Source organism: Erythrobacter litoralis HTCC2594, from assembly GCF_000013005.1.
Classification (GTDB): Bacteria; Pseudomonadota; Alphaproteobacteria; order Sphingomonadales; family Sphingomonadaceae; genus Parerythrobacter; species Parerythrobacter litoralis_A.
In genome coordinates, this window is record NC_007722.1 from 389,021 (window position 1) to 411,675 (window position 22,655).

Sequence of the window (22,655 nt, forward strand, 5' to 3'; positions counted from 1 at the left end):
GTGACAGTGAAGGCCGATCCGCGGTGCGGATCAGATCGCTTCCATATTGTAGGTATGCCACGCGAAGATTGCGACCGCCCCGCGATGCGGGCGCCAGTCTTCGGCGATAGCGCGCACCTCTTTCTCCTTGGGCATCTCGGCGTGGCCCATGATCCGGCCGACTGCCTTCTGGACCGCCAAGTCCCCTGCGGGCCAGATGTCCGGGCGACCTTCTGCGAACAGCAGGTAGATTTCCGCCGACCAGCGGCCGATGCCTTTGATCCGGGTCAGTTCCTCGATGGCGGCTTCATCCTCCTTTGGCAGGTTCTCGAAATCGAGCGCACCCGCTTCGACCAGTTCGCACAGGCTCCTCGCATAGCCCTGTTTCTGGCGCGACAGGCCGCAGGCGCGCAGGGCGTCGAAGTCGCGCTCGAGCAGACAGGCGGGGGTGAAGTCCTCGCCCAGTTCCGCCTCCAGCTTGTTCCACATCGAAGTCGCCACGGCGACAGAGACCTGCTGGCCGACGATCGTGCGCAACAGTGTCTTGTAGCCGGTCGGGCGCAGGCGCGGTTCGGGATAGCCGGCCACCTTCAGCACTGCGCCGATGCGCGGCTCGCGGCTGGCAATCTCGTCGAGACCGTCCTTGATCTGATCTGGTGTAAGACCCACCGCCCTTTGCCTCTCTTGCCTTTACCGGGCGCACCGCTTAGCAGCGCTCGCCAAAGGCCGATAGGTGGCCGTTTGAAATTCATCGATAGGAGCCCAGCAATGCCGAAACTGGTAGTGACCACGCGCGAAGGCGAGACCAGCGAAGTCCAGGTCGACGACGGCCTGACGGTCATGGAAGCGATCCGCGACAACGGTTTCGACGAGTTGCTGGCGCTGTGCGGCGGCTGCTGTTCCTGCGCGACCTGCCACGTCCATGTCGATGAAAGCTTCGTCGAGAAGCTGCCCAGGATGAGCGAAGACGAGGACGATTTGCTCGAAAGCTCCGACCACCGCGAAAGCAATTCGCGCCTGTCGTGCCAGATCCCGTTCACGCCCGATCTCGACGGGCTGAAGGTTACTATCGCCCCTGAAGATTGATCTATCTTGGCGCAAGGTGAGGGAGTGCCTACCTCGCTCAGCATGAACATTACTGCGCCTCACAGCGACACAATTTCCCTGATCGGCAACACACCGCTCGTCCGCCTGCAAGGGCCGAGCGACGCGGCTGGGTGCGAAATCTACGGCAAGTGCGAATATGCCAATCCGGGCGCGTCGGTCAAAGACCGTGCGGCGCTGTGGATCATCCGCGACGCGGAAGAGCGCGGCGAACTCAAGCCCGGTGGCACTGTCGTCGAAGGCACTGCGGGCAACACCGGGATCGGTATCGCGCTGGTCGCCAATGCGCGCGGCTACAAAACGATCATCGTGATGCCGGACAACCAGAGCCAGGAAAAGATGGACACGCTGCGCGCGCTGGGCGCGGAGCTGGTGCTCGTGCCGCCAACCAAATTCGCCGACTGCAACCACTTCGTCCACACCTCGCGACGTCTGGCGGAAGAAACCGAAGGCGCGATCTGGGCCAACCAGTTCGACAACACTGCCAACCGCAAGGCCCATATCGAAGGCACCGCGCCCGAATTGTGGGAGCAGCTCGAAGGCCGGATCGACGGTTTCACCTGCGCGGCCGGTACCGGCGGCACGATCGCGGGCGTGGGCATGGCACTCAAGGAACTGGACGAAAACGTCGTCATCGCGCTGACCGACCCGCATGGCGCGGCGCTCTACAATTACTACGCCAATGGCGAGCTGAAGGCCGAGGGCTCCTCGGTTGCCGAGGGCATCGGGCAGGGCCGCATCACCGGCAATCTCGAAGGCGCACCGATCGATACGCAGTTCCGCATTTCGGACGAAGAAGGGCTCGAATGGGTCCGCCGCCTCCTGCGCGAAGAGGGGCTCTGCCTCGGCCTTTCCAGCGGCATCAATGTCGCGGGTGCGGTGGCGCTGGGCAAGCAACTCGTCGCCGACGGCCGCAAGGATGCGCGCGTCGCAACCATCCTGTGCGACACCGGGTTTCGCTATCTCTCCAGCCTCTACAACGCCGACTGGCTGCGCTCGAAAGACCTGCCGGTGTTCGACTGGCTCGGACAGGACTGACGCCGCGCCCGCAAACGGTTGTTTGACGTTCAGCGCGGGGCGACTAGACTTGCCGGGATGAACCTGCTGCCTACCCGATTGCGTCCGGCCGAAGGTGCGGCGATTGTCGCGCCCAAGAACCGCGCGAAGGCCGAAACGGTGCACCGGCTGCAGGTCGGCCTGTTGGGCCTCGCGGCGATGATCCTGCTGGTAGGTGTTGCCGACATGATAATGGACCGCGCGCAGCAGACCGAAGCAGCCGTGCCGCCTGCCGCCGCGCCGACTGTCGAGCCTTCGCCCACTCCGACGCAGAACAAGGCGCTGGAAAATGCCGGCGTCGTGCCGGACCTCCCCGCCGACGCCGAAGCGACCCCCTTGCCGGAAGGTCCGGTCGTACCCGAGCAGGGCGATGCGCTGCCGGGCGAGTAAGCTGTTCGCCGCAGTCCTGCCGCCGCTCGCGCTGCTGTTCGCGGGCTGCAGCAGGCCTGCCGAGCCGCCGGTCGAAGACGAGCGCCTGACGATTGGGCTGATGAGTTCGCTACCGGTCTACTGGTCGGGCGGGAATGCTTTTGTCGAATTGTCGCAAGACGGCGTCGAGCCGCACTGGGCGCGAATGGCGTTGGAGGCAGCGCACGATCTCGAAGCCATCGACGCACTGACCTCCGAAAATCTCGCGAGGACGGACCTGCTGATACTCGCCCAGCCGCGCGTGCTTTCGCCGATGGAAAATGTCGCGCTCGACGATTGGGTCAGGGCCGGGGGGAAGGCGCTGGTCTTCGCCGATCCGGCGCTGGTCCTCGAATCCGAATTTCCGCTCGGCGATCCGCGCCGTCCGATGGATACCGTGCTGCTGAGCCCGATCCTCGCGCGCTGGGGGCTGGAACTCATGTTCGACCCGGCGCAGGCCGAAGCGTTGCGGCGGGTGCGCGATGGCGATGTCGTGCTCGATGTGGCGGCCGCCGGAACATTCGAAGTGTCGGGCGGCGAGGGCTCATCCTGCACGCTCGCTGCCGAAGGCGTGCTCGCCACTTGCGCCATCGGCGAGGGGCGGGTGGTGCTGGTCGCCGATGCGACCTTGCTGGAGGACACAGTCGGAACGGAAGCGTCGGCGGGCATTCTTTCAGCCTTGATCGCCCGGACTTCCGACCCGGTCCGGGAAATCACGGGACGGTCCGGCAAATGACGCGGGAAATCGCGGACCGGTGTGGGGAGAACGCAGCGATTCTAGGGGATTCGGCGGGACTTCTGGCATTTCTCCACAGAATTGCGGGCTTGGAGGGGCGCCAGAAAACAAAGTAAATCAACTGTTTACCGTATAATCCCTTAAAATTACGAGATTTTCCCTTTAATCCCGGGTGAGGGCGCGTTATTACCGCCTTCCATCAGACATGCTGACTCGATGCGCGCTTCCTATTGCAAGGGGCGGGCCGCTGGCGGTTGCGCGGGCGGAAGCGGGGAAGCTGTGTCTACGGGAGAAGCGCTCGGATTGGGCCGGAATGCTCGGGGGACTGGCGGGGAGTGGAACAGGGTTTCGGAGGATATAGCGGCCAAGCCTATTCGCCTGCGGGCGATAAGGGCCGGTTCGTGCTGCCTCCGCTGTTTCGCAAGGCAGTGAAGGAAAGTTCGGGCGGGCGCATTCTGTGCCTGGCCAAGCATGACCGCTGGAACTGCCTCGTCGGCTTCGGCCTTTCCCGCAAAATGGAATTCGAAGCCCAGCTCGACCGCGAGGAAGAGCGTGCGCTGCGTCTTGGCCGCGACTTCGACCGCGAGACCCGTTCTTCGCAGCTCAACGGCTTTACCGAAATCCCCTTCGACGACAGCGGCCGCTTCGTGATGCCGGACTATCTGCGCGGGCTCGGCGAAGTGCAGGACGGGCTGTATTTCCAGGGCGGTGGGCGGTTCTTCACCTGCTGGAACCCGGCCGAGCTCGATTGCATGGGTGACGATTGGGCGGCAGCCAAGGCGGCCTGCGCCGCGCTCGTCGCCGAAGCCGAAACGAAAGCGAGAAAGAAATGAGCGGCGCGGCTGCCCATGTCCCCGTCCTGCTTGACGAAGTCGTCGCTGCGCTGGATCCGCAGCCGGGCGATGTGCTGGTCGATGCGACTTTCGGGGCCGGCGGTTACACTCGCGCGCTGCTCGACAGCGGCGCGACGGTCCACGCTTTTGATCGCGACCCCGATGCGATCGCGGCCGGATCGCAATGGCCAGAGACGAAGGAGGAGCCGCCGCGGCTGGTCCTCCATCCGCGCCGCTTCTCCGAGATGGTGCACGCGCTGGCCGAAGCCGGCGTGGCGCAGGTCGACGGCGTCGCGATGGATATCGGCGTCTCTTCGATGCAGCTCGACCAGGCCCAACGAGGCTTCGCATTCTCCGCCGACGGCCCGCTCGACATGCGCATGAGCCAGCATGGCCCCAGCGCTGCCGACTTCCTCAATTCGGCGGAAGCCGAAGAAATTGCCGACGTGCTCTACCAGTATGGTGAAGAGCGCCAGTCGCGCCGCGTCGCCCGCGCCATCATTGCTGCGCGCCCGCTGGAGACGACCGGCGATCTCGCCCGCGTCGTGCGCAAGGCTTTGGGTTATCGCGTGGGCGCGCCGAAAGACCCGGCGACGCGCACCTTCCAGGCAGTCCGTATCCATGTGAATGGCGAGCTCGACGAGCTGCGCGAAGGCCTCCATGCCGCCGAGCATCTGCTCAGGAGCGGCGGGCGGCTCGCGGTCGTCAGTTTCCATTCGCTCGAAGATCGTATCGTGAAGCGCTTTCTCCAGAGCGCTTCCGGAAAGGCCGGCGGCACGTCCCGCTATCTTCCCCAGACCGATGTGTCGCCGGCCATCTTTTCCGACATCTCCAAGGCGATCCGCCCGTCCGAGGCGGAAATCGCCCGCAATCCGCGCGCGCGGTCTTCGACGCTGCGTCACGCCACTCGCACCGATGCGCCGCCGCGCAAGGAGGCCGCATGATCGTCGGCGGCAGCAGGTTGAGGCAGATCGGCTGGGCAGCTGCGCTGGGCGTCGTCTTTGCGCTGTTCGTGGCGCTCACTTTCAGGGTGAACGCGGTGAAGAGCGAAGTCGTCCGCGCCGAGCGCCAGATCGTGGCGCTCAAGAGAGAAACAATGCGGCTCGAAACCGAATTCGAAACCCGCGCCAACCAGCAGCAACTGGCCAACTGGAACGCGGTCGATTTCGGCTACGTAGCGCCGCGCGCAGACCAGTATCTCGAAAACGAACGCCAGCTCGCGAGCCTGAGCGAACCTGTCGCTCCGGGCGCTCCCGCACCGATCCGCGTGGCCAGGTCCGCCGAGCCGCAGGAATATCCCGCGCTGGTGTCTCCGCTGACGGGCCGGCCCGTCGGCGAGGATGCCGATCCGCAACCGGAAAAAGCGCCCACCGCCCGCCCGACGCTCGCCAATGATGCCCGCGGCGAAGATCGACCTTCGCTCGCCGAACGCCTCGGCATGCAGGTCGACCTGCGCAGCACATCGCCCGACTTCACGCCCGCCGCAAAGGTGTCCGAATGAGTTCGCTTGCAGTCAGCACCGCCATCTCCTCCGGGCGCGTGCGGCTCGTTTCCGATCGTCAGGAAGCCCTGCTGGTCGCGCGCATCCGCGTGCTGGTGGTGGCCGTCGGCTTTGCCTTGCTGGCGCTGATCGCGCTTCTGCGGATAGTCTTTCTCGGCATCGGTGGCGGCACGACGGGGCCGACCACGCTGGAAGAGGCCTTGCTGCCGCCGCGCGGGGAAATCACCGACCGCAACGGCATCGCGCTCGCCCGTAACTATCCGGCGCGCGCACTGTGGTTCAATCCCGATGCGCTGGGCGAAGGCGAGGAGTCCCTGGTCAAGTCGCCGGACAAGGTGGTTGCCGAACTGCTCGCGATCTTCCCCGATCTCGAGCAGGATCGCGTGCGCAAGATGCTCGCCAGCGGCACCGCAGGCTATTTGCGCCGCCGTGTCCTGCCCGAGGAAGCCAACCGTGTGTTCGACATCGGCGAGGTCGCGCTGGAACTGCCGCAGGAAACCGACCGCCACTATCCGCAAGGCATGCTCGGCGCCCACGTGCTCGGCTATGTCGACAGCGATGGCGGCGGCAAGGTCGGCATGGAGCAAGTGCTCGACGACCGGCTGAGCAATCCCGTGCTGCGCGGCGAGGCATCGTCGCTCTCGCTCGATATCCGCGTGCAGGGCGCGCTGGAAGACGAACTGCGCAAGGGCATGCTCTCGGTCAACGCGATGGGCGCGGCGGGGATCGTGCTGGATGTCGACACCGGCGAGATCTTGGCCCTTGCGTCGCTGCCGGAATTCGATCCCAACGCCGTGAAGGGCGAAGACCTGATCGTATCGGATGCCGCCTACAAGCGCGGCGAAATCCCGCGCGCCTTCAACCGCGTGACCAACCAGGTGTACGAGCTCGGCTCCACCTTCAAGCCGCTGACGGTCGCGGCCGCGATCGATGCCGGCACAGTGCGCGATTTCGGCAAGCGTTACGATGCCAGCGGGGTCGCGATCGACGGATTTACCATCCGCGACAGCCACGATCTCGGCGCGAGCCTCAACATCCCGCAGATGCTGATCCATTCGTCCAACACCGTGACCGCACGCGTGTCCGACGAACTGGGCGAGGCCAAGCTGCGGCAGACCTTCGAAGACCTCGGCATGCACGAGCGGCCTTATATCGAGCTGCCCGCGCGCGGCCATCCGCTGTGGCAGACCAGCAAGTGGGGTCGCCTGAAGACGATGAACGTCGGGTTCGGCCACGGCATCGCCGTCACGCCGCTGCACCTGGCCAGCGCCTATGCCGCGATGGTCAATGGCGGCATCTGGCGTCCGGCGACGCTGCACAGGATCGAACCGGGCATGGCGCCCAAGGGTCGACGCGTGTTCAAGGAATCGACTTCCAGCAGGATGCGCCAGTTGCTGCGCATGATCGCGCTCTACGGCACCGGCAAGAATGCCGACGCGGCGGGCTATCGGGTCGGCGGCAAGACCGGCTCGGCGGAGAAACCGGGTGTCGGTGGCTATCGTCGCAAGAGCTTGGTTTCGACCTTTGCCGCAGTGTTCCCGATGGACAACCCGCGCTTCGTGGTGATCGCGATGCTGGACGAGCCGAAGGGAACGACTGCGAGTTCGTTCCAGCGCACCGCTGCATGGAACGCAGCGCCGATTGTCGGCAAGCTGGTGCCCCGCATCGGCCCGATCCTCGGCGTGCGCCCCGACATGACCCGCGACGTCGATATCTCCGACCTCAAGCGCCTTGTGCCGGGAGCGGCCGAGTGAAGCTTGCCCGGCTGGCAGAAGCGGCAGGCATTGCCATCGAAGGCGGCGAGGACATCGCCGTCTCGGGTTTTGCCATCGACCATCGCAAGGTCGCGCCGGGCACCGTCTTCGGTGCCTTTCAGGGCTCCGCCGTCAACGGAGAGGACTATATTTCGCAGGCCGTCGCCGCCGGGGCGGTCGCCGTGGTAGCGCAGCCCGAGGCCACGGTCGAAGGCGCGGTCCACATCGCCGAGGATACGCCGCGCCGCGCCTTTGCCCTGCTGGCGGCGCAGTATTTCACCCCGGTGCCGAAAACGATCGTCGCGGTCACAGGGACCAATGGCAAGACCTCGACCGTCGAGATGACCCGCCAGCTTTGGCGCATGGCGGGCGAGCGCGCCGCCAGTATCGGCACGCTTGGCGTGACGACGCCGGACGAGAGTGTTTCGACCGGTTTGACGACGCCCGACATCGTCACTTTCCTCAGCAATATGAGCGGGCTCGCGCGCGAAGGCGTGACCCATGTTGCCTACGAGGCTTCGAGCCACGGCCTTTCGCAATATCGCAACGAGGGTCTGCCCGTCGCAGCAGCGGCCTTCACCAATTTCAGCCGCGATCATCTCGATTATCACGGCACGATGGACGAATATTTCGAGGCCAAGATGCGCCTGTTCGACGAAGTCGTCGATGCAGGCGGGACGGCCGTGGTCTGGACGGGCAATAGCGAGTGGACCGCCCAGGCCATCGAGCGGGCGCGCCAGCGAGAACTGCGCCTGTTCACGGTGGGCGAGCAGGGTGAGGACATCCGCCTGCGCGCCCGTACCCCCACCCAATTGGGGCAGGAACTCGAGATCGAACATGCTGGCGAGACGCGCAAGCTGCGGCTGCCGCTGATCGGTGAGTACCAGGTCGCCAACGCGCTGACCGCCGCCGGCCTCGCCATCGCAACGGGCACCGACCCCGCCGCAGTCTGGGATGGCGTCAGTCGGCTGCAGCCGGTGCGCGGACGCTTGGAGCGCGCGGTCATCACGGCAACAGGCGCGCCTGTCTACGTCGACTATGCTCACACACCTGACGCGCTCGAAGCGGCGCTGGCGGCGCTGCGCCCGCATGTCGAAGGGAGGCTGCTGTGCATTTTCGGTGCCGGCGGCGACCGCGATACAGGCAAGCGCGCGCCGATGGGCGAAGTCGCTTCGCGCATGGCGGATGCCGTGATCGTCACCGACGACAATCCGCGCGGCGAAGACCCTGCGGCGATCCGTGGGCAGGTGCTTGAAGGCGCAGGCGACAATGCGCGAGAAATGGCGGACCGGCGCGAGGCTATCCGCGAGGTCATCGAATCAGCCGCGGCGAAGGACATCGTCCTGATCGCCGGCAAGGGACACGAAACCGGACAAATCATCGGGTCGGGAGAGAATATGCGGGTCGAACCGTTTGACGACGTACAGGTCGCACGCGAATGCGCGGCGCAGATTTCGAAAAATGCCTGGGGCGCAACCGAATGAGCATGCACAGTGCCTTGCTGAAATGGCCGGTCACGCGGCGCGACGCGCTGCCCGTGGCGCTCTGGTCCGCGCAGGAGATTGCTGCGGCGACCGGTGGCACCGCCAGCGGCGACTTCCAGTGCGCCGGTGTCGAAATGGACAGCCGCGACGTGCGCCCGGGCGACCTCTTCGTCGCGCTCAAGGGCGAGAGCATGGACGGCCACCGCTTCGTCGAGAAAGCTTTTGCCGCAGGCGCCGCCGCCGCGCTCGTGGAGCGACCGGTGGATTGGCCGCATGTGCTGGTCGAAGATACCGGCGCCGCGCTCGAAGCGCTTGCTCACGCTGCGCGCGAACGGGCCGACGCCAAGCGCATCGGCGTGACCGGATCGGTCGGCAAGACCGGCGTCAAGGAAGCGATTTTCGCCGCGCTGGAGAAGTCGAGCCGCGGTCAGGCACATCGCTCGGTGCGCAGCTATAACAACCATGTCGGCGTCCCCCTAAGTCTCGCCCGGATGCCCGCGCGCAGCCGCTACGGCGTGTTCGAGATGGGCATGAACCATGCGGGCGAGATTGCCGGACTGACCGATCATGTCCGCCCGCACGTGGCAGTCATCACCACCATCGCGCCCGCGCATATCGAGAATCTCGGCTCGATCGAAGCAATTGCCGATGCGAAGGCGGAAATCTTCGAAGGACTCGTGAAGGGGGGCACTGCCGTGATCCCCGCCGACAGCGAGCAATACGAACAATTGCGCGCGAGCGCCGAAAAGCGCGGCGTCACCATCGTATCCTTCGGCCGCGCCGACCATGCCGACGTGCGCCTGCTCGATGCCATTCCTGCCGCCAATGGCGGATCGCTGGTGACCGCGCAGGTGCGCGACAGTCGCCTGTGCTTTACCGTAGCCGAGCCGGGCGAGCACTGGGTGTCCAATGCGCTGGCTGTGCTCGCTGCGGTGCAGGCGGCGGGCGGCGATCTCGGCGCTGCTGGCCTCGCGCTGGCGGAACTGGGTGGGCTGAAAGGGCGCGGCGCACGCCACCATGTCGCAGTGACCGGCGGTAAGGCGTTGCTGATCGACGAAAGCTACAACGCCAACCCCGCTTCGATGCGGGCGACGCTGCGCCAGCTCGGCCAAACCCCGGCGACGCGCCGGATCGCCGTGCTCGGCAGTATGAAGGAACTGGGCGATTTCGGCCCCGAATTCCATCGCCAGCTGGCCGAACCGATGGGCGAGGCCGATCTCGATTATGCCGTGCTGGTCGGCGACGAGATGTTGGCGCTGGCGCGGCACTTGGGGAAAGCGGGCTCCGGCACGCTTGGCAAGACTCCCGCCTTCGCCCATTGCGATGGACCTGCCGAGGCGATCGCGGCGCTGCAGGAATACGGGTTGACCGCAGGCGATGCGATTCTGGTCAAGGGCTCCAATTCGATCGGGCTCGGCAAGCTGGTGGATCACTTCACCAGGCGCGTTTGATTGAGGGGGCCGGGACGACCGAATGCTCTATCTGATTGCCGAGTGGTTGGGTTTCGAAGGGGCGCTGAACCTCATCCGTTACCAGACGTTCCGCACCGGGGCGACGCTGATGACCGCGCTGGTGATCGGGTTGATCATCGGGCCGCGCTTCATCAACATGCTGCGCGTGCGGCAGGGAAAAGGCCAGCCGATCCGCGACGACGGGCCGCAGAGCCATCTCGCCAAGCGCGGCACGCCGACCATGGGCGGGCTGATGATTATCGTTTCGCTGGTCCTGTCGCTGGTGTTGTGGATGGACCTGCGCAGCCCCTTCGTGTGGGCCTGCCTCGCCGTCACCGTCGGCTTCGGGCTGATCGGCTTCCTCGACGATCTCGACAAGGTCACCAAGAACAGCCACCGCGGTGTCTCGGCCAAGGTCCGCCTGCTGATGGAATTCCTCGTCGCCGGGATCGCCAGCTACATCATCGTCAGCCAGATCAATACCTGGCTCTACGTGCCCTTCGTTTCCGACCGCGCGATCCCGCTGGGGCCGTTCTACTATGTCTTCGCCGCGGTCGTGATCGTCGGCGCGGGCAACGCCGTGAACCTCACCGACGGGCTCGACGGGCTGGCGATCATGCCGGTCATCATCGCGGCGGGCACCTTCGCCATCATCGCCTATCTGGCGGGCCGCGTGGACTATTCGGAATATCTCGGCATTCCGCATGTGCCCGGTGCGGGCGAGCTGGCGATATTCTGCGCGGCGATCATGGGGGCGGGGCTGGCCTTCCTATGGTTCAACGCGCCCCCTGCGGCGGTTTTCATGGGCGATACCGGCAGCCTCGCTCTCGGCGGAGCATTGGGCGCGATCGCCGTTGCGAGCCATCACGAAATCGTCCTCGCCATCGTCGGCGGGCTGTTCGTGTTCGAAGCGCTTAGCGTCATCATCCAGGTCTTCTGGTTCAAGCGCACCGGCAAACGCGTGTTTCGCATGGCGCCCATCCACCACCATTTCGAACAGCTCGGCTGGAGCGAGAGCAAGGTCGTGATCCGCTTCTGGATCGTGTCCATCGTGCTCGCGCTGATGGGTCTTGCCACACTGAAGCTGCGATGATCACCTGCCCCGCCTGGTCCGGCAAGAGTTTTGCCGTCCTTGGCCTGGCCCGCTCGGGCCAGGCGGCAGCAGAGGCGCTGCTGGCGAGCGGGGCGGACGTCATGGTGTGGGACCGCCAGGAGGAGCCGCGCGCCGCCTTCGAAGGCCGCGCCCGCGTCGGCGACCCGATGAGCGAAGACCTGACCGGTATCGACGGGCTGGTCGTCTCACCCGGAGTGCCGCTCAATACGCATCCCATCGTCGAGCGGGCCGGACATTTCGGCGTGCCGATCATCGGCGACATCGAACTCTTCGCGCAGGCGCGCAGCGCGCTGCCGCCGCACCGGGTAATCGGCATCACCGGGACGAACGGAAAGTCGACCACCACCGCGTTGGTTACGCACCTGCTGAAAGAGGCGGGCGTCGAAGCGCGCATGGGCGGCAATATCGGCCTGCCGATCCTCGGTGAAGAGCCCTTGCCGGAAGGCGGCGTCTATGTGCTCGAGCTTTCCAGCTACCAGATCGACCTCACACGTTCGCTTGCCTGCGAAGCGGCGGCGCTGCTCAACATCACGCCCGACCATCTCGATCGTTATGACGGTTTCGAGTCTTATGCCTTTTCCAAGGGCAGGCTCTTCACCATGCAAGGCAGCGGCCAATTCGCCTGCTTCGGCTGCGAGGATGCACAGACCCGTGCCGTCTGCAATGCCGCGCAATCGCGCCGCGCGGAGGGACGGGCGATTTGTCTCGAGCCGGAGCAATACGCTGCGATGCAGGGCGACTGGCCCGCGCTGCAGGGCCCGCACAATCTGCAAAATGTCGCGGCGGCCATCGCGCTGGTCGAGGAAATGGGCGTGACGCGCGGCGACTGGGAAGCGGGCCTCACATCCTATTCCGGCCTGCCGCACCGCATGGAGGTCGTCTGCGAGCATGAGAGCGTGCTGTTCGTCAATGACAGCAAGGCGACCAATCCCGCATCGACCGCGCCCGCCCTGGCCGCATGGCCTGCCGATCCGGAGCCGCGCGTGCATTGGATCGTCGGCGGTCTCGCCAAGGAAGATGGGCTCGGCGAATGCGAAGCGCAGCTTGGCAATATCAAGCGCGCCTATGCGATCGGAGAAGCGGGGCCGCGTTTCGCCGAGCTGCTCGGGGGGCGCGTGCCCGTGGAGCGGAGCGAATTGATTTGCGAGGCGGTCAAGCAGGCGGTTTCCAATGCTGAAGCGGGCGACATCGTCCTGCTTTCTCCGGCCTGCGCCAGCTTCGACCAGTTCCGTGACTTCGAGAAGCGCGGCGAGCACTTCCGCCAGTTGGTCGGCGCGCTCTCGGGCTGCGACATCGATGATATTTGCGAGCCGACGCTGGCAGGCAATGGCGACATGAAGGGTGAAGCGGCATGAATTCAACGCAGCAGCCCTATGTGCCCGGTGTCGGCGAGCGCATGGCGGGGGCGGAGCTACGCTCATCCTCGGCGATGTCCGAGCTGCGGATCTGGTGGCGCGAAGTCGACCGCGTCGTGCTGTTTCTCGTCCTCGCGCTGATCACGATCGGTACGATCGCCGTTGCTGCCGCCTCGCCGTCCAGCGCGCGCCGACTATCGACCGCCTCGGAGAAACTGCCAGACCTGTACTTCTACTGGGCCCATCTGCGCTGGCAGTTCGTCGGCATCGTCGTCCTTCTCGGCGCATCCTTCCTGAGCCGCGACAATGCGCGGCGACTGGGCATCCTGATCGCCGCGGGCATGCTCGGCGCGCTCTTCCTCGTGCCGCTGATCGGCTACGAAGTGAACGGGGCGAAGCGCTGGATCCGCTTCGGTCTGGGTTTCCAACCGTCCGAATTTCTCAAGCCCGGCTTTGCCATCGCCATGGCCTGGATCCTGTCGTGGCGGCTCAAGGATCCGAACCTGCCGGTGCTTGCCATCGTCACTGGCCTCATGGGCATCATTGCCCTGCTGCTGATGCTGCAACCCAACCTCGGCGCGACGATCCTGTTCGGCGGAGTCTGGTTCGTGCTGGTGCTGCTCTCCGGCGTGTCGGCCAAACGGATCGCCGGTATCATCGCAGCCGGGGTAGGCGCGCTACTGGCGGCCTATTTCCTCTACGACAACGCCCGGCATCGCATCGATGATTTTCTGGGTGGAGGGACCGCCTTCGACCAGGTCGACCTGGCGCAAAAGACGCTGCTCGGTGGCGGCTGGAGCGGGACGGGTTTCTGGCTCGGCCTCAAGAAGATGAGCCTGCCCGAAGCTCACACGGATTACGTGTTCTCCGTCATCGGCGAGGAGTTCGGTCTGGTCCTGTGCGCGCTCGTCGTCATTCTCTATCTCGCCATCATCGCGCGCGTTCTGGTGCGGCTGGCGGACGAGGAGAACCTCTTTGCGCTTCTCGCTGCGGCGGGTCTTATCACGCAGTTCGGCGGGCAGGCCTTCATCAATATCCTCGTCAATTTGCAGCTTTTTCCGTCGAAAGGCATGACCCTGCCGCTCGTCAGCTATGGCGGCTCATCGACCATTGCCGTATGCCTGACCATCGGCCTGTTGCTGGCGCTGACCCGCCGCAACCCGTTTCTGACGCGCGAAACCCCGGGTCTGCGCGCACTGCTGAGCGACAAGGAGAAAGGCGCATGACGGGCGCCAACCGACATTACGTTCTCGCCGCCGGCGGGACCGGGGGGCACTTGCTCCCCGCTTTCGCGCTTGCCGCAGAACTCGACCGGCGCGGCCACCATGTCGCGCTGATCACCGACGAGCGCGGCGCGAAGATCCCGGGCAAGCCCGATTTCCTGCCCGCACATGTCATCCCCGCCGGGCGCTTCGGCAAGAACCCGCTGCGCTGGGTGGGGGGACTTCGCGCGGTCTGGAAGGGCCGCGAAATGGCCAAGCGGCTGTTCGAAAGCTTCCAGCCGAGCGCCGTCGTCGGTTTCGGCGGCTATCCCGCGCTTCCCGCCATGCTGGCGGCTTCCAGGGAAGACATCCCCAGCATCATTCACGAACAAAACGCGGTACTGGGCCGGGTCAATCGCCTGCAGGCTGGCCGGGTCAGCGCGATCGCGACCGCCTATCCCGAAATCCAGCGGCTCAAACCCAAGCATGCGGAGAAGATTCATCTGGTCGGCAATCCCGTCCGCGCCGGCGTTCTGAGCCTGCGCGACGAGCCGTTTCCGCCATTCACCGAAGACGGCCTGCTGAAGGTGCTCGTGACGGGCGGCAGCCAGGGCGCGAGCGTGTTGTCGCAGATCGTGCCCGATGGTCTCGCCATGCTCCCCCCGGCGCTGCGCCAGCGGCTGCAAGTGACGCAGCAATGCCGCCCCGAAGACCTCGACACGGTGCGCGAACGTTACAAAACGCACGACATCCCTGCTGAGCTCGGATCTTATTTCGAGGACATGGCTGCGCGGCTCGCCGATGCGCATCTCTTCATCGGGCGCGCAGGCGCCTCGACCATCGCCGAATTGACCGCCGTGGGTCGTCCCGCGATCCTCGTGCCGCTGCCGATTGCGACCGACGACCACCAGGCGCACAACACGCGCGAAGTCGTCAAGGCCGGCGGCGCGCGGATGATCCGGCAGGAGAAGTTCACACCTAAGGAACTCGCCAAGCAGATTCAGGCGCTCGGCCAGCGGCCTGACACGCTTGCCACGGCTGCCCATGCGGCGTGGAACTGCGGTCGGCCCAAGGCGGTGGAGGACCTCGCCGATCTCGTCGAAAGCTTCGGTGGGGCGGACATGATGGATGTCATCAAGGTCGGCGGCAACAATGCCCGCGCCGCGTCGCAAGGCGTCGCCGTCGGGCAGGGTGCGGCGAAGGAACGAGCCGAATGAGGGGCGTTCCGACCGATATCGGGGTGATCCATTTCGTCGGCATCGGCGGCATCGGCATGTCCGGCATCGCCGAGGTGATGCACAACCTCGGCTACCAGGTGCAGGGCAGCGACCTCGCCGAAGGGCCGAGCGTCGAGCGGCTGCGCGGGCGGGGCATCCAGGTGATGATCGGCCACGCGCCCGAGAATATCGAGAACGCGGCCGTGGTGGTGACGTCCACCGCGGTGAAGCGCACCAATCCCGAAGTCGCCTCTGCGCTCGAAAACCGCATCCCGGTCGTGCGCCGGGCGGAAATGCTCGCCGAACTGATGCGATTGAAGAGCACGGTCGCGGTGGCGGGCACCCACGGCAAGACGACGACCACCAGCATGATCGCGGCACTGCTCGATTGCGGCGATATCGATCCCACCGTCATAAACGGCGGCATCATCGAGCAATACGGCTCCAACGCGCGGCTCGGTGATAGCGAGTGGATGGTGGTCGAAGCCGACGAAAGCGACGGCAGTTTCCTGCGGCTCGACGGCACGATTGCGGTCGTGACCAATATCGATCCCGAGCACCTGGATCATTACGGCGATTTCGACGGCGTGAAGCGCGCCTTTCTCGACTTCATCCACAACGTGCCGTTCTATGGCGCGGCGATCCTGTGCATCGACCATCCGGAAGTCCAGGCGGTGATCGGGCAGGTCCGCGACCGGCGCGTGATGACATACGGCTTCTCGCTCCAGGCGGACATCTGCGGTGTCAACATCCGGCCCGAGGGCGGCGGCAACGTGTTCGACGTGATCGTGCGCCAGCGGGGCGAGGAAGACCGTCGCATCGCCGATGTCCACCTGCCGATGCCGGGGCGGCATAATGTCCAGAATGCGCTCGCGGCTATCGCGGTCTCGATCGAGATGGGTTGCAGCGATGAAGTAATCCAGCGCGGCTTCGAAAGCTTCGGCGGCGTCCGCCGGCGCTTTACCAAGGTCGGCGAAGTCGGCGGTGCGACGATTATCGACGATTACGGCCATCACCCGGTGGAAATTGCCGCCGTGCTCGGCGCGGCGCAGGAAGCGGTGTCTTCCAGCGATAAGGGCGGCCGCGTCATCGCGGTCGCGCAGCCGCATCGCTACACCCGCCTGCGCGATTTGATGGACGACTTCCAGAGTTGCTTCAACGATGCCGACGCGGTCTATGTCACCCCGGTCTATGAAGCGGGTGAAGACCCGATCGACGGCATCGATGCAGAGGCGCTGGTCGCCGGATTGAAGTCGCGCGGACACCGCCATGCCGCCACCATCGCGGACCCGCAGGCGCTCGCTAGAACGCTCGCCGGCGAGATCGAGGAAGGCGACGTGGTCGTCTGCCTTGGCGCCGGGGATATCACCAAATGGGCTGCCGGCCTCGCCGATGCGATAGCGCAGGAGCGAGGCGCATGAACACGATCCAGCCAGACGACTGGGCGATGCACGATACCGGTGCCGCGCCGACGGCCGAAGTCGAAGGCGCGGTTGCCGCGCCTGTGCCGATCGAGGGCATTCGCGGCAAGCTGACCAACCAGGCTCCGCTCGCCAAGCTCGTCTGGTTCAAGAGCGGCGGCGCGGCGGACTGGCTGTTCGAGCCCGCCGATCTCGACGATCTCAAGACCTTTCTCGCGCGGCTCGATGGCGACCTGCCTGTCATGGCGCTTGGCCTCGGTTCCAACCTCATCATCCGCGATGGCGGGGTGCCGGGCGTGGTGATCAAGCTCGGCAAGGCCTTTGCGTCGGTCGAAACGCATGATGACTACACCGTCACATGCGGTGCGGGCGCCCACGGCGTGCTGGTGGCATCGACCGCGCGCGATGCCGGTATCGCGGGTTTGGAATTCATGCGCGGCATTCCCGGCACGATCGGCGGTTTCGTCCGCATGAACGCCGGGGCCTATGGCCGCGAGACGCGGGACGTGCTGATCGACTGCGACGTGGTATTGCCGGGCGGGAGCTTTGTCACGCTGCCGGTGGCCGACCTGCAATACACCTATCGCCATTCGGCATTGCCCGACGGCGCGGTGGTCGTGTCCGCCCGCCTGCAGGGCGAACCGGGCGATCCCGAAATAATCGGTGCCGAGATGGAACGCGTCGCCGAAGCGCGCGAGCAATCGCAGCCGGTGCGGACCAAGACGGGCGGCTCCACCTTCAAGAACCCGCCGGGCAAGAAAGCATGGGAGCTGGTCGATGCCGCCGGATGTCGCGGTCTCACGATGGGCGGCGCGCAGGTGAGCGAGAAGCACACCAATTTTCTCATCAACGTCGACGGGGCGACCAGCGCCGACATCGAAGGATTGGGCGAAGAAGTGAAGCGCCGGGTCTATGCGCATTCGGGCGTCGAGCTCGAATGGGAAATCCAGCGGGTGGGACGCCCGTGAGCCTCGACCGTAAACTCCACGTCGTCGTCCTGATGGGCGGCTGGGCGAACGAGCGCGAAGTCTCGCTGATGAGCGGCGAGGGTGTCGCCAAGGCGCTCGAGAAGCGCGGACACACAGTGACGCGGATCGACATGGACCGGCAGGTTGCTGCGAAGATCGCCGAAGCTGCGCCCGATGTCGTCTTCAACGCGCTGCACGGCGTTCCCGGCGAGGACGGCACCGTGCAGGGGATGCTCGACCTTATGGGTGTGCCCTATACCCATTCGGGGCTCGCCACGTCCGTGATCGCGATCGACAAGGAATTGACCAAGCAGCAGCTCGTGCCGCGCGGCATCCCCATGCCCGGCGGGCGGATTGTACAGTCGGAAGACCTCTACCAGCAGGACCCGCTGGCACGGCCCTATGTGCTGAAGCCGGTCAACGAAGGTTCCTCGGTCGGCGTCGCTATCGTCACCGACGAGAGCAATTACGGCAATCCGATCCGTCGCGATGCCCCGGGGCCGTGGCAGGAATTCCGTGAGCTTCTCGCCGAGCCCTTCATCCGCGGGCGCGAACTGACCACGGCGGTCGTCGGCGGACAGGCGCTGGCCGTGACCGAACTCAAGCCCAAGAGCGGTTTCTACGATTTCGATGCCAAATATACCGACGGGATGACCGAGCATGTCTGCCCGGCCGATATCCCGCCCGAGATCGAGGCGCTGTGCAAGAAATACGCCCTCGAGGCGCATCGCATCCTCGGCTGTCGCGGCACCAGTCGCACCGATTATCGCTGGGACGACGAGCAGGGCGACGACGGACTGTTCGTGCTTGAAACCAACACGCAGCCCGGCATGACCCCGCTCAGCCTAGTACCCGAGCAGGCCGCCTATGCCGGCATGAGTTACGAGGACCTCGTCGAAGCGATCGTGGAGGCTGCGCTCGAACATTTCGCCGCAAAGACCGGAGGGAACGATGGCGACCAGGGTTAAGCGCAAGACGCAGGGTGTGCGCCGCTCGACTGCGGCCAGGAACCGGGCGAACAAGGCGCGGCAGGCGCGCGATCGCGGCAAAGGCCTGTTCGACGGGGCGATGGCGATGCTGCCGTTCACCGACGAGCAGCTGCAGCGCGTGTTCCTTGCGATCATTCTTGGCGGGGCGGTGGCGCTGGCTTGGTTCGTGGCCAGCCTTGCAGGCGTCCCGGCGATGGCTCGCGCCGAGCTGGCGGCGGTCGCCTCCGATGCGGGCTTCGAAGTGCGCCGCGTACGTGTCAGCGGGGTCGACCGCATGAACGAACTCAAGGTCTATGAAGCTGCGCTTGGCCAGCGCGACACGCCGATGCCGCTGGTCGACCTCGAGTCCCTGCGCGAGGAGCTGGTCGAATTGCCATGGGTCAGGGACGCGCGCGTCTCGCGCCAGCTGCCCGACAGCCTGGTGATCGATATCGTCGAACGGACGCCGCATGCGGCGCTGGCGAAGCCCGGGCGGCTGGTGCTGATCGATGCCACGGGTGAAGAGCTCGAACCGATCACCGAAGCGAATGCGAAGGGTATGCTCCGCGTGTCGGGGCCGGGTGCCGCGAAACAGGTCGCCGCGCTGGGCGAATTGCTAGACGCCGCGCCTGCGCTCAAGCCGCGGGTCACCGCCGCCGAATGGGTCGGTAATCGCCGCTGGAACCTGACTTTCGCGACCGACCAAATGCTCGCACTGCCGCAAGGCGAGGACGAAGCGGCGACCGCGCTGATCAACTTCGCCCGTCTGGACGGGCAGAACCGCCTGCTCGGCGGCAAGGTCGCGACCTTCGATATGCGGGTGCCCGAGCGGGTCTACATGCGTATCCCGGGCCGCTCGCAGCAAGTCCTCGACAGCACGGGAGCGCAATGATGGGTCTGCCGCGCATCGCCCGCGTCTTCGGTGCCGTGAATATCGGGAGCTTCCGCGTCGCGGCCATGATCATGGGCGTGTCCGAAACCGGTGAAATGGTGGTGCTCGGCTCGGGCCACCGGCAGGCGCAGGGCATCCACCGAGGCTTCGTTACCGATATGACGGCAGCGACTTATGCGATCCGCAACGCCGTCGAGCGCGCCGAGGAGAATGCGGGCACGCGGGTCCAGAGCGTCTGGGTCGGCTGTGCCGGGGCCGGACTGACGAGCCGGGTGGCCAAGGTCGAAGTCCCGATCGGCGGGCGCCGGATCGAGGAAGAGGATATCGAGCACCTGTTGCTTGCTGCGAACCAGAATATCGAACCCGACGGGCGCATGGTTCTGCACGCGCAGCCCGCGCATTACACGCTCGACGGTGCGCATGGGGTGGCCAATCCCAAGGGCCTTCATGCCGAGCGACTGGGTGTCGATATCCATGTCATGCTCGCCGAAGGCGCACCGGTGCGCAACCTCAAGGACGCGGTCGAGAACGCGCATCTTTCGGTTGAGAGCGTCGTCGCCGCCCCGATCGCGGCGGGCTATGCCTGCCTCAGCCCCGAAGAGCGCGAACTGGGCACGGCCATGATCGAGCTCGGCGGCGAAGTGACCAATATCGGCATCTTCAAACATGGCATGCTGGTCGGGCTGACATCGATTCCGTTGGGAGCGGCCGACATCACCGATGCCGTCGCCAGTGCTTTCGGCATCCGCCGGTTCCAGGCCGAAAGGCTCAAGTGTCTTGCCGGATCGGCCATTGCCAGCCCGAGCGATCACCGCGAGATGGTGCCCGTCAACGCGCCGGGCGACGGCGTGAGCGAGGACCACAAGATCAACCGCGCCGAACTGGTCTCGGTCATCACCGAGCAGTTGGCGCGCCTCACCGACGAAGCTGGGCGCGCGCTCAAGGGTCTAGATTTCGCCGGCGCGCGCGGCCAGGTCGTTTTGACGGGCGGGGGGGCGCAACTGGCCGGCGTGGCCGAATTCATGCAGGGCGCGCTGGGACGTCCGGTCCGGGTCGGGAAGCCGCCAGAGCTCAGGGGTCTGCCCGATGCCATGCGCAATCCCGGCTTCGCAACGCTGGCGGGGCTGTGCATCTATGCGGCCAACGATCCGATCGATATCCGCTCGATCGACAAGCGCTACCAGAAGACGACGCGGGCCACCGGAGTCGGCCTGATCAACCGCATTTGGTCCGCAGCGCGGGAACATTTTTAAGGATTGGGTCCGATATCGGTAAAGGTACCGGCCCAGTCCCGTTGAAAAGCAGGGGGAGACCTCTGTGGATAAGGCGGCAAAACCCGATTCAAGCATGAATCGCTTTGTGCCAGACTGTACTATCTGAATTCGGCCTGTCGGCCCTTGGAGAGAAGCGTCATGAGCATCAATATTGGCCCTGCCACCAGCGACGAGCTGCGGCCCCGGATCACCGTAATCGGTGTCGGCGGTGCCGGTGGCAACGCGATCGCGAATATGATCGACGCCGGGATCGAAGGCGTCGACTTCTGCGTCGCCAATACCGATGCGCAGGCGCTCAACACCTCCGACGCTGCAACGCGCATCCAGCTCGGCCCCGATATTACCGGCGGTCTCGGCGCAGGCGCGCGACCCGAAGTGGGCAAGGCCGCGGCGGAAGAGACCGTCGCCGAGCTCGAGGACGTGCTCGACGGCGTCAATATGTGCTTTATCGCGGCCGGTATGGGCGGCGGCACCGGCACGGGCGCTGCCCCCGTCATCGCCGAGGCTGCCCGCCGCAAGGGTGTGCTGACCGTCGGCGTCGTGACCAAGCCGTTCCTGTTCGAAGGCACCCGCCGGATGCGTGCGGCGGAGGCGGGCATCGACGAGCTCCAGAAGCACGTCGACACGCTGATCGTCATTCCCAACCAGAACCTGTTCCTCGTCGCCAAGGCCGATACGACCTTCAAGGAAGCGTTCCAGCTCGCCGACGAAGTGCTGCAGCAGGGCGTGCGCTCGATCACCGACCTGATGGTCATGCCGGGCCTTATCAACCTCGACTTCGCCGATGTGAAATCGGTTATGGAAGAAATGGGCAAGGCCATGATGGGCACCGGCGAGGGCGAGGGCGAGAACCGCGCGCTCGAAGCGGCCGAGCGTGCCATCGCCAACCCACTGCTCGATGGTGTCAGCATGACCGGTGCCAAAGGGGTCATCATCTCCATCATCGGCGGCGACGACATGCGCCTGCTCGAAGTCGACGAAGCCGCCAATCACATCCGCGAGCTGGTCGACGAAGACGCCAACATCATCTGGGGCTCAGCCTTCAATCCCGATCTCGACGGCAAGATCCGCGTTTCGGTCGTTGCCACCGGTATCGAGGCCGGAGAAGCCGGCAGTGTCGGCACCAGCTCGACCATGTCGCTCGCCGGTGGCCGCGCGCCCAAGCGCCCGGTGCTCGAACTGCCGGAAGATGACGAGGCGGACGAGGATGCTTTCGAGCTCACCGAACCCGAGATGGCGGAAGAGCCCGAAGCGGAACCCGAGGCGGAGCCAGCAATGCTCGGGGGTCTGTCCGGCATGGACAGCGCTTACGACGATGAGGACGAAGACGACGAAGACGACGATGTCGATGGCATCGTCGACCCGCTGGCCGGACTGCGCAACGACCAGGACGAAGAGTACGAGCCGATGCCGGAGGCCGCGTCCGACGACAGCCAGTTCGCCGGCACTGCCACGTCCGAGGAAGGTTACGCCAGCACAGACAGCGACGAGGTCGATCCCGAAGATGACTGGGGTGATGCGCTCGACCTTACCGAAGAGGAGCCTGCCGCGGACGCGTCGAACGCTGATGCCGACGAAGGCGATGTCGGTGGCGGCGGGCAGGGCGACAAATTGCTGCTTGATGCCGATCAACTCGCCGAGCGCGACGAGCCTGTCGAATCGGCGGCACAGGGCGGCAAACGTCGCGGCCTGGTTGCCGGGAGCGGCGGTAGTGCCGATGGCGGAAGCGGCGATGGCGGTGGTGGTGGCGGCGATGCCGGTGGCAGCACCCTGTTCGAACGCATGGCCAACCTTTCGCGCGGCAGCGGTTCGAAAGACAAACCCGACAGCGACGATGACGACGACGAAGATGGCGGCGCGCTCAACATCCCCCGTTTCCTCGGGCGCCAGAACAACCAGTAATTGATCGCACACAGCGGGCCGACCGCCCAAACGCCG

Annotated in this window: 21 protein-coding genes; 20 read left to right on the forward strand and 1 reads right to left on the reverse strand. The window is 65.6% G+C overall.

Features of this window, described 5'->3' with window-relative positions:
- Positions 1-30 precede the first annotated feature (30 nt).
- A complete protein-coding gene (locus tag EL2594_RS01705; RefSeq protein ID WP_011413312.1) occupies positions 31-648 on the reverse strand; it encodes a DNA-3-methyladenine glycosylase family protein in 618 nt (205 codons plus the stop codon).
- Positions 649-747: 99 nt separating this feature from the next.
- Here EL2594_RS01705 and EL2594_RS01710 point away from each other — a divergent pair, with 99 nt between their 5' ends.
- The 20 genes from EL2594_RS01710 (at position 748) to ftsZ (ending at position 22,619) form a co-directional block, all read left to right on the forward strand.
- Entirely contained in the window at positions 748-1,065 is a 318-nt protein-coding gene (locus tag EL2594_RS01710; protein ID WP_011413313.1) for a 2Fe-2S iron-sulfur cluster-binding protein, read from the forward strand.
- A gap of 42 nt (positions 1,066-1,107) precedes the next feature.
- The gene (locus EL2594_RS01715; protein WP_011413314.1) at positions 1,108-2,121 is read left to right on the forward strand and encodes a cysteine synthase A; all 1,014 of its coding nucleotides are present in this window, start codon (positions 1,108-1,110) and stop codon (positions 2,119-2,121) included.
- Positions 2,122-2,178: 57 nt separating this feature from the next.
- Complete coding sequence (locus EL2594_RS01720; protein ID WP_011413315.1) at positions 2,179-2,529, forward strand: hypothetical protein; 351 nt, start codon at positions 2,179-2,181, stop codon at positions 2,527-2,529.
- Positions 2,510-3,283 carry a Gldg family protein gene (locus EL2594_RS01725; RefSeq protein ID WP_011413316.1) on the forward strand — a complete coding sequence of 258 codons (774 nt, stop codon included), beginning with the start codon at positions 2,510-2,512 and terminating at the stop codon, positions 3,281-3,283. Before EL2594_RS01720 ends, EL2594_RS01725 begins: the two co-directional genes overlap by 20 nt.
- A 335-nt stretch (positions 3,284-3,618) precedes the next feature.
- Positions 3,619-4,116, forward strand: coding sequence for a division/cell wall cluster transcriptional repressor MraZ (locus EL2594_RS01730; RefSeq protein ID WP_011413318.1), 498 nt, complete (start codon positions 3,619-3,621; stop codon positions 4,114-4,116).
- Complete coding sequence (gene rsmH, locus EL2594_RS01735; RefSeq protein WP_011413319.1) at positions 4,113-5,060, forward strand: 16S rRNA (cytosine(1402)-N(4))-methyltransferase RsmH; 948 nt, start codon at positions 4,113-4,115, stop codon at positions 5,058-5,060. The genes EL2594_RS01730 and rsmH overlap by 4 nt, the downstream gene beginning before the upstream one ends.
- Entirely contained in the window at positions 5,057-5,617 is a 561-nt protein-coding gene (locus tag EL2594_RS01740) for a hypothetical protein (RefSeq protein WP_011413320.1), read from the forward strand. Before rsmH ends, EL2594_RS01740 begins: the two co-directional genes overlap by 4 nt.
- Positions 5,614-7,371, forward strand: coding sequence for a peptidoglycan D,D-transpeptidase FtsI family protein (locus EL2594_RS01745; RefSeq protein WP_011413321.1), 1,758 nt, complete (start codon positions 5,614-5,616; stop codon positions 7,369-7,371). Before EL2594_RS01740 ends, EL2594_RS01745 begins: the two co-directional genes overlap by 4 nt.
- The gene (locus EL2594_RS01750) at positions 7,368-8,855 is read left to right on the forward strand and encodes a UDP-N-acetylmuramoyl-L-alanyl-D-glutamate--2,6-diaminopimelate ligase (protein ID WP_011413322.1); all 1,488 of its coding nucleotides are present in this window, start codon (positions 7,368-7,370) and stop codon (positions 8,853-8,855) included. Before EL2594_RS01745 ends, EL2594_RS01750 begins: the two co-directional genes overlap by 4 nt.
- Positions 8,852-10,306: a UDP-N-acetylmuramoyl-tripeptide--D-alanyl-D-alanine ligase gene (locus tag EL2594_RS01755; protein ID WP_041684969.1), complete on the forward strand. Its 1,455-nt coding sequence runs from the start codon at positions 8,852-8,854 to the stop codon at positions 10,304-10,306. The genes EL2594_RS01750 and EL2594_RS01755 overlap by 4 nt, the downstream gene beginning before the upstream one ends.
- A 22-nt stretch (positions 10,307-10,328) precedes the next feature.
- Complete coding sequence (gene mraY / locus EL2594_RS01760) at positions 10,329-11,399, forward strand: phospho-N-acetylmuramoyl-pentapeptide-transferase (RefSeq protein WP_011413324.1); 1,071 nt, start codon at positions 10,329-10,331, stop codon at positions 11,397-11,399.
- On the forward strand, positions 11,396-12,775 hold the full coding sequence (murD, locus tag EL2594_RS01765) for a UDP-N-acetylmuramoyl-L-alanine--D-glutamate ligase (protein ID WP_011413325.1): 1,380 nt from the start codon (positions 11,396-11,398) through the stop codon (positions 12,773-12,775). Before mraY ends, murD begins: the two co-directional genes overlap by 4 nt.
- A complete protein-coding gene (locus EL2594_RS01770) occupies positions 12,772-14,001 on the forward strand; it encodes an FtsW/RodA/SpoVE family cell cycle protein (protein ID WP_011413326.1) in 1,230 nt (409 codons plus the stop codon). Before murD ends, EL2594_RS01770 begins: the two co-directional genes overlap by 4 nt.
- Positions 13,998-15,194: an undecaprenyldiphospho-muramoylpentapeptide beta-N-acetylglucosaminyltransferase gene (gene murG / locus EL2594_RS01775; RefSeq protein WP_011413327.1), complete on the forward strand. Its 1,197-nt coding sequence runs from the start codon at positions 13,998-14,000 to the stop codon at positions 15,192-15,194. Before EL2594_RS01770 ends, murG begins: the two co-directional genes overlap by 4 nt.
- Complete coding sequence (gene murC, locus EL2594_RS01780; RefSeq protein ID WP_011413328.1) at positions 15,191-16,615, forward strand: UDP-N-acetylmuramate--L-alanine ligase; 1,425 nt, start codon at positions 15,191-15,193, stop codon at positions 16,613-16,615. Before murG ends, murC begins: the two co-directional genes overlap by 4 nt.
- Positions 16,612-17,583: a UDP-N-acetylmuramate dehydrogenase gene (murB, locus tag EL2594_RS01785; RefSeq protein ID WP_011413329.1), complete on the forward strand. Its 972-nt coding sequence runs from the start codon at positions 16,612-16,614 to the stop codon at positions 17,581-17,583. The genes murC and murB overlap by 4 nt, the downstream gene beginning before the upstream one ends.
- On the forward strand, positions 17,580-18,551 hold the full coding sequence (locus tag EL2594_RS01790; RefSeq protein ID WP_011413330.1) for a D-alanine--D-alanine ligase: 972 nt from the start codon (positions 17,580-17,582) through the stop codon (positions 18,549-18,551). Before murB ends, EL2594_RS01790 begins: the two co-directional genes overlap by 4 nt.
- Positions 18,535-19,443: a cell division protein FtsQ/DivIB gene (locus EL2594_RS01795; protein ID WP_011413331.1), complete on the forward strand. Its 909-nt coding sequence runs from the start codon at positions 18,535-18,537 to the stop codon at positions 19,441-19,443. Before EL2594_RS01790 ends, EL2594_RS01795 begins: the two co-directional genes overlap by 17 nt.
- Positions 19,443-20,696 (forward strand): cell division protein FtsA, encoded by a 1,254-nt coding sequence (gene ftsA / locus EL2594_RS01800; RefSeq protein ID WP_011413332.1) that lies wholly within the window; start codon positions 19,443-19,445, stop codon positions 20,694-20,696. The genes EL2594_RS01795 and ftsA overlap by 1 nt, the downstream gene beginning before the upstream one ends.
- 159 nt (positions 20,697-20,855) lie before the next feature.
- The gene (gene ftsZ / locus EL2594_RS01805) at positions 20,856-22,619 is read left to right on the forward strand and encodes a cell division protein FtsZ (protein WP_011413333.1); all 1,764 of its coding nucleotides are present in this window, start codon (positions 20,856-20,858) and stop codon (positions 22,617-22,619) included.
- The last annotated feature ends 36 nt before the right edge of the window (positions 22,620-22,655 follow it).

Excerpts from the sequence above, each read along its gene's own strand:
- EL2594_RS01710 (WP_011413313.1), top strand. The coding sequence starts at position 748 with ATGCCGAAACTGGTAGTGACCACGCGCGAAGGCGAGACCAGCGAAGTC.
- murG (WP_011413327.1), top strand. The coding sequence starts at position 13,998 with ATGACGGGCGCCAACCGACATTACGTTCTCGCCGCCGGCGGGACCGGG.
- rsmH (WP_011413319.1), top strand. The coding sequence starts at position 4,113 with ATGAGCGGCGCGGCTGCCCATGTCCCCGTCCTGCTTGACGAAGTCGTC.
- EL2594_RS01725 (WP_011413316.1), top strand. The coding sequence starts at position 2,510 with ATGCGCTGCCGGGCGAGTAAGCTGTTCGCCGCAGTCCTGCCGCCGCTC.
- EL2594_RS01795 (WP_011413331.1), top strand. The coding sequence starts at position 18,535 with ATGGCGACCAGGGTTAAGCGCAAGACGCAGGGTGTGCGCCGCTCGACT.
- EL2594_RS01740 (WP_011413320.1), top strand. The coding sequence starts at position 5,057 with ATGATCGTCGGCGGCAGCAGGTTGAGGCAGATCGGCTGGGCAGCTGCG.
- murB (WP_011413329.1), top strand. The coding sequence starts at position 16,612 with ATGAACACGATCCAGCCAGACGACTGGGCGATGCACGATACCGGTGCC.
- murC (WP_011413328.1), top strand. The coding sequence starts at position 15,191 with ATGAGGGGCGTTCCGACCGATATCGGGGTGATCCATTTCGTCGGCATC.
- EL2594_RS01745 (WP_011413321.1), top strand. The coding sequence starts at position 5,614 with ATGAGTTCGCTTGCAGTCAGCACCGCCATCTCCTCCGGGCGCGTGCGG.
- ftsZ (WP_011413333.1), top strand. The coding sequence starts at position 20,856 with ATGAGCATCAATATTGGCCCTGCCACCAGCGACGAGCTGCGGCCCCGG.
- mraY (WP_011413324.1), top strand. The coding sequence starts at position 10,329 with ATGCTCTATCTGATTGCCGAGTGGTTGGGTTTCGAAGGGGCGCTGAAC.
- ftsA (WP_011413332.1), top strand. The coding sequence starts at position 19,443 with ATGGGTCTGCCGCGCATCGCCCGCGTCTTCGGTGCCGTGAATATCGGG.
- EL2594_RS01755 (WP_041684969.1), top strand. The coding sequence starts at position 8,852 with ATGAGCATGCACAGTGCCTTGCTGAAATGGCCGGTCACGCGGCGCGAC.
- EL2594_RS01720 (WP_011413315.1), top strand. The coding sequence starts at position 2,179 with ATGAACCTGCTGCCTACCCGATTGCGTCCGGCCGAAGGTGCGGCGATT.
- EL2594_RS01715 (WP_011413314.1), top strand. The coding sequence starts at position 1,108 with ATGAACATTACTGCGCCTCACAGCGACACAATTTCCCTGATCGGCAAC.
- murD (WP_011413325.1), top strand. The coding sequence starts at position 11,396 with ATGATCACCTGCCCCGCCTGGTCCGGCAAGAGTTTTGCCGTCCTTGGC.
- EL2594_RS01770 (WP_011413326.1), top strand. The coding sequence starts at position 12,772 with ATGAATTCAACGCAGCAGCCCTATGTGCCCGGTGTCGGCGAGCGCATG.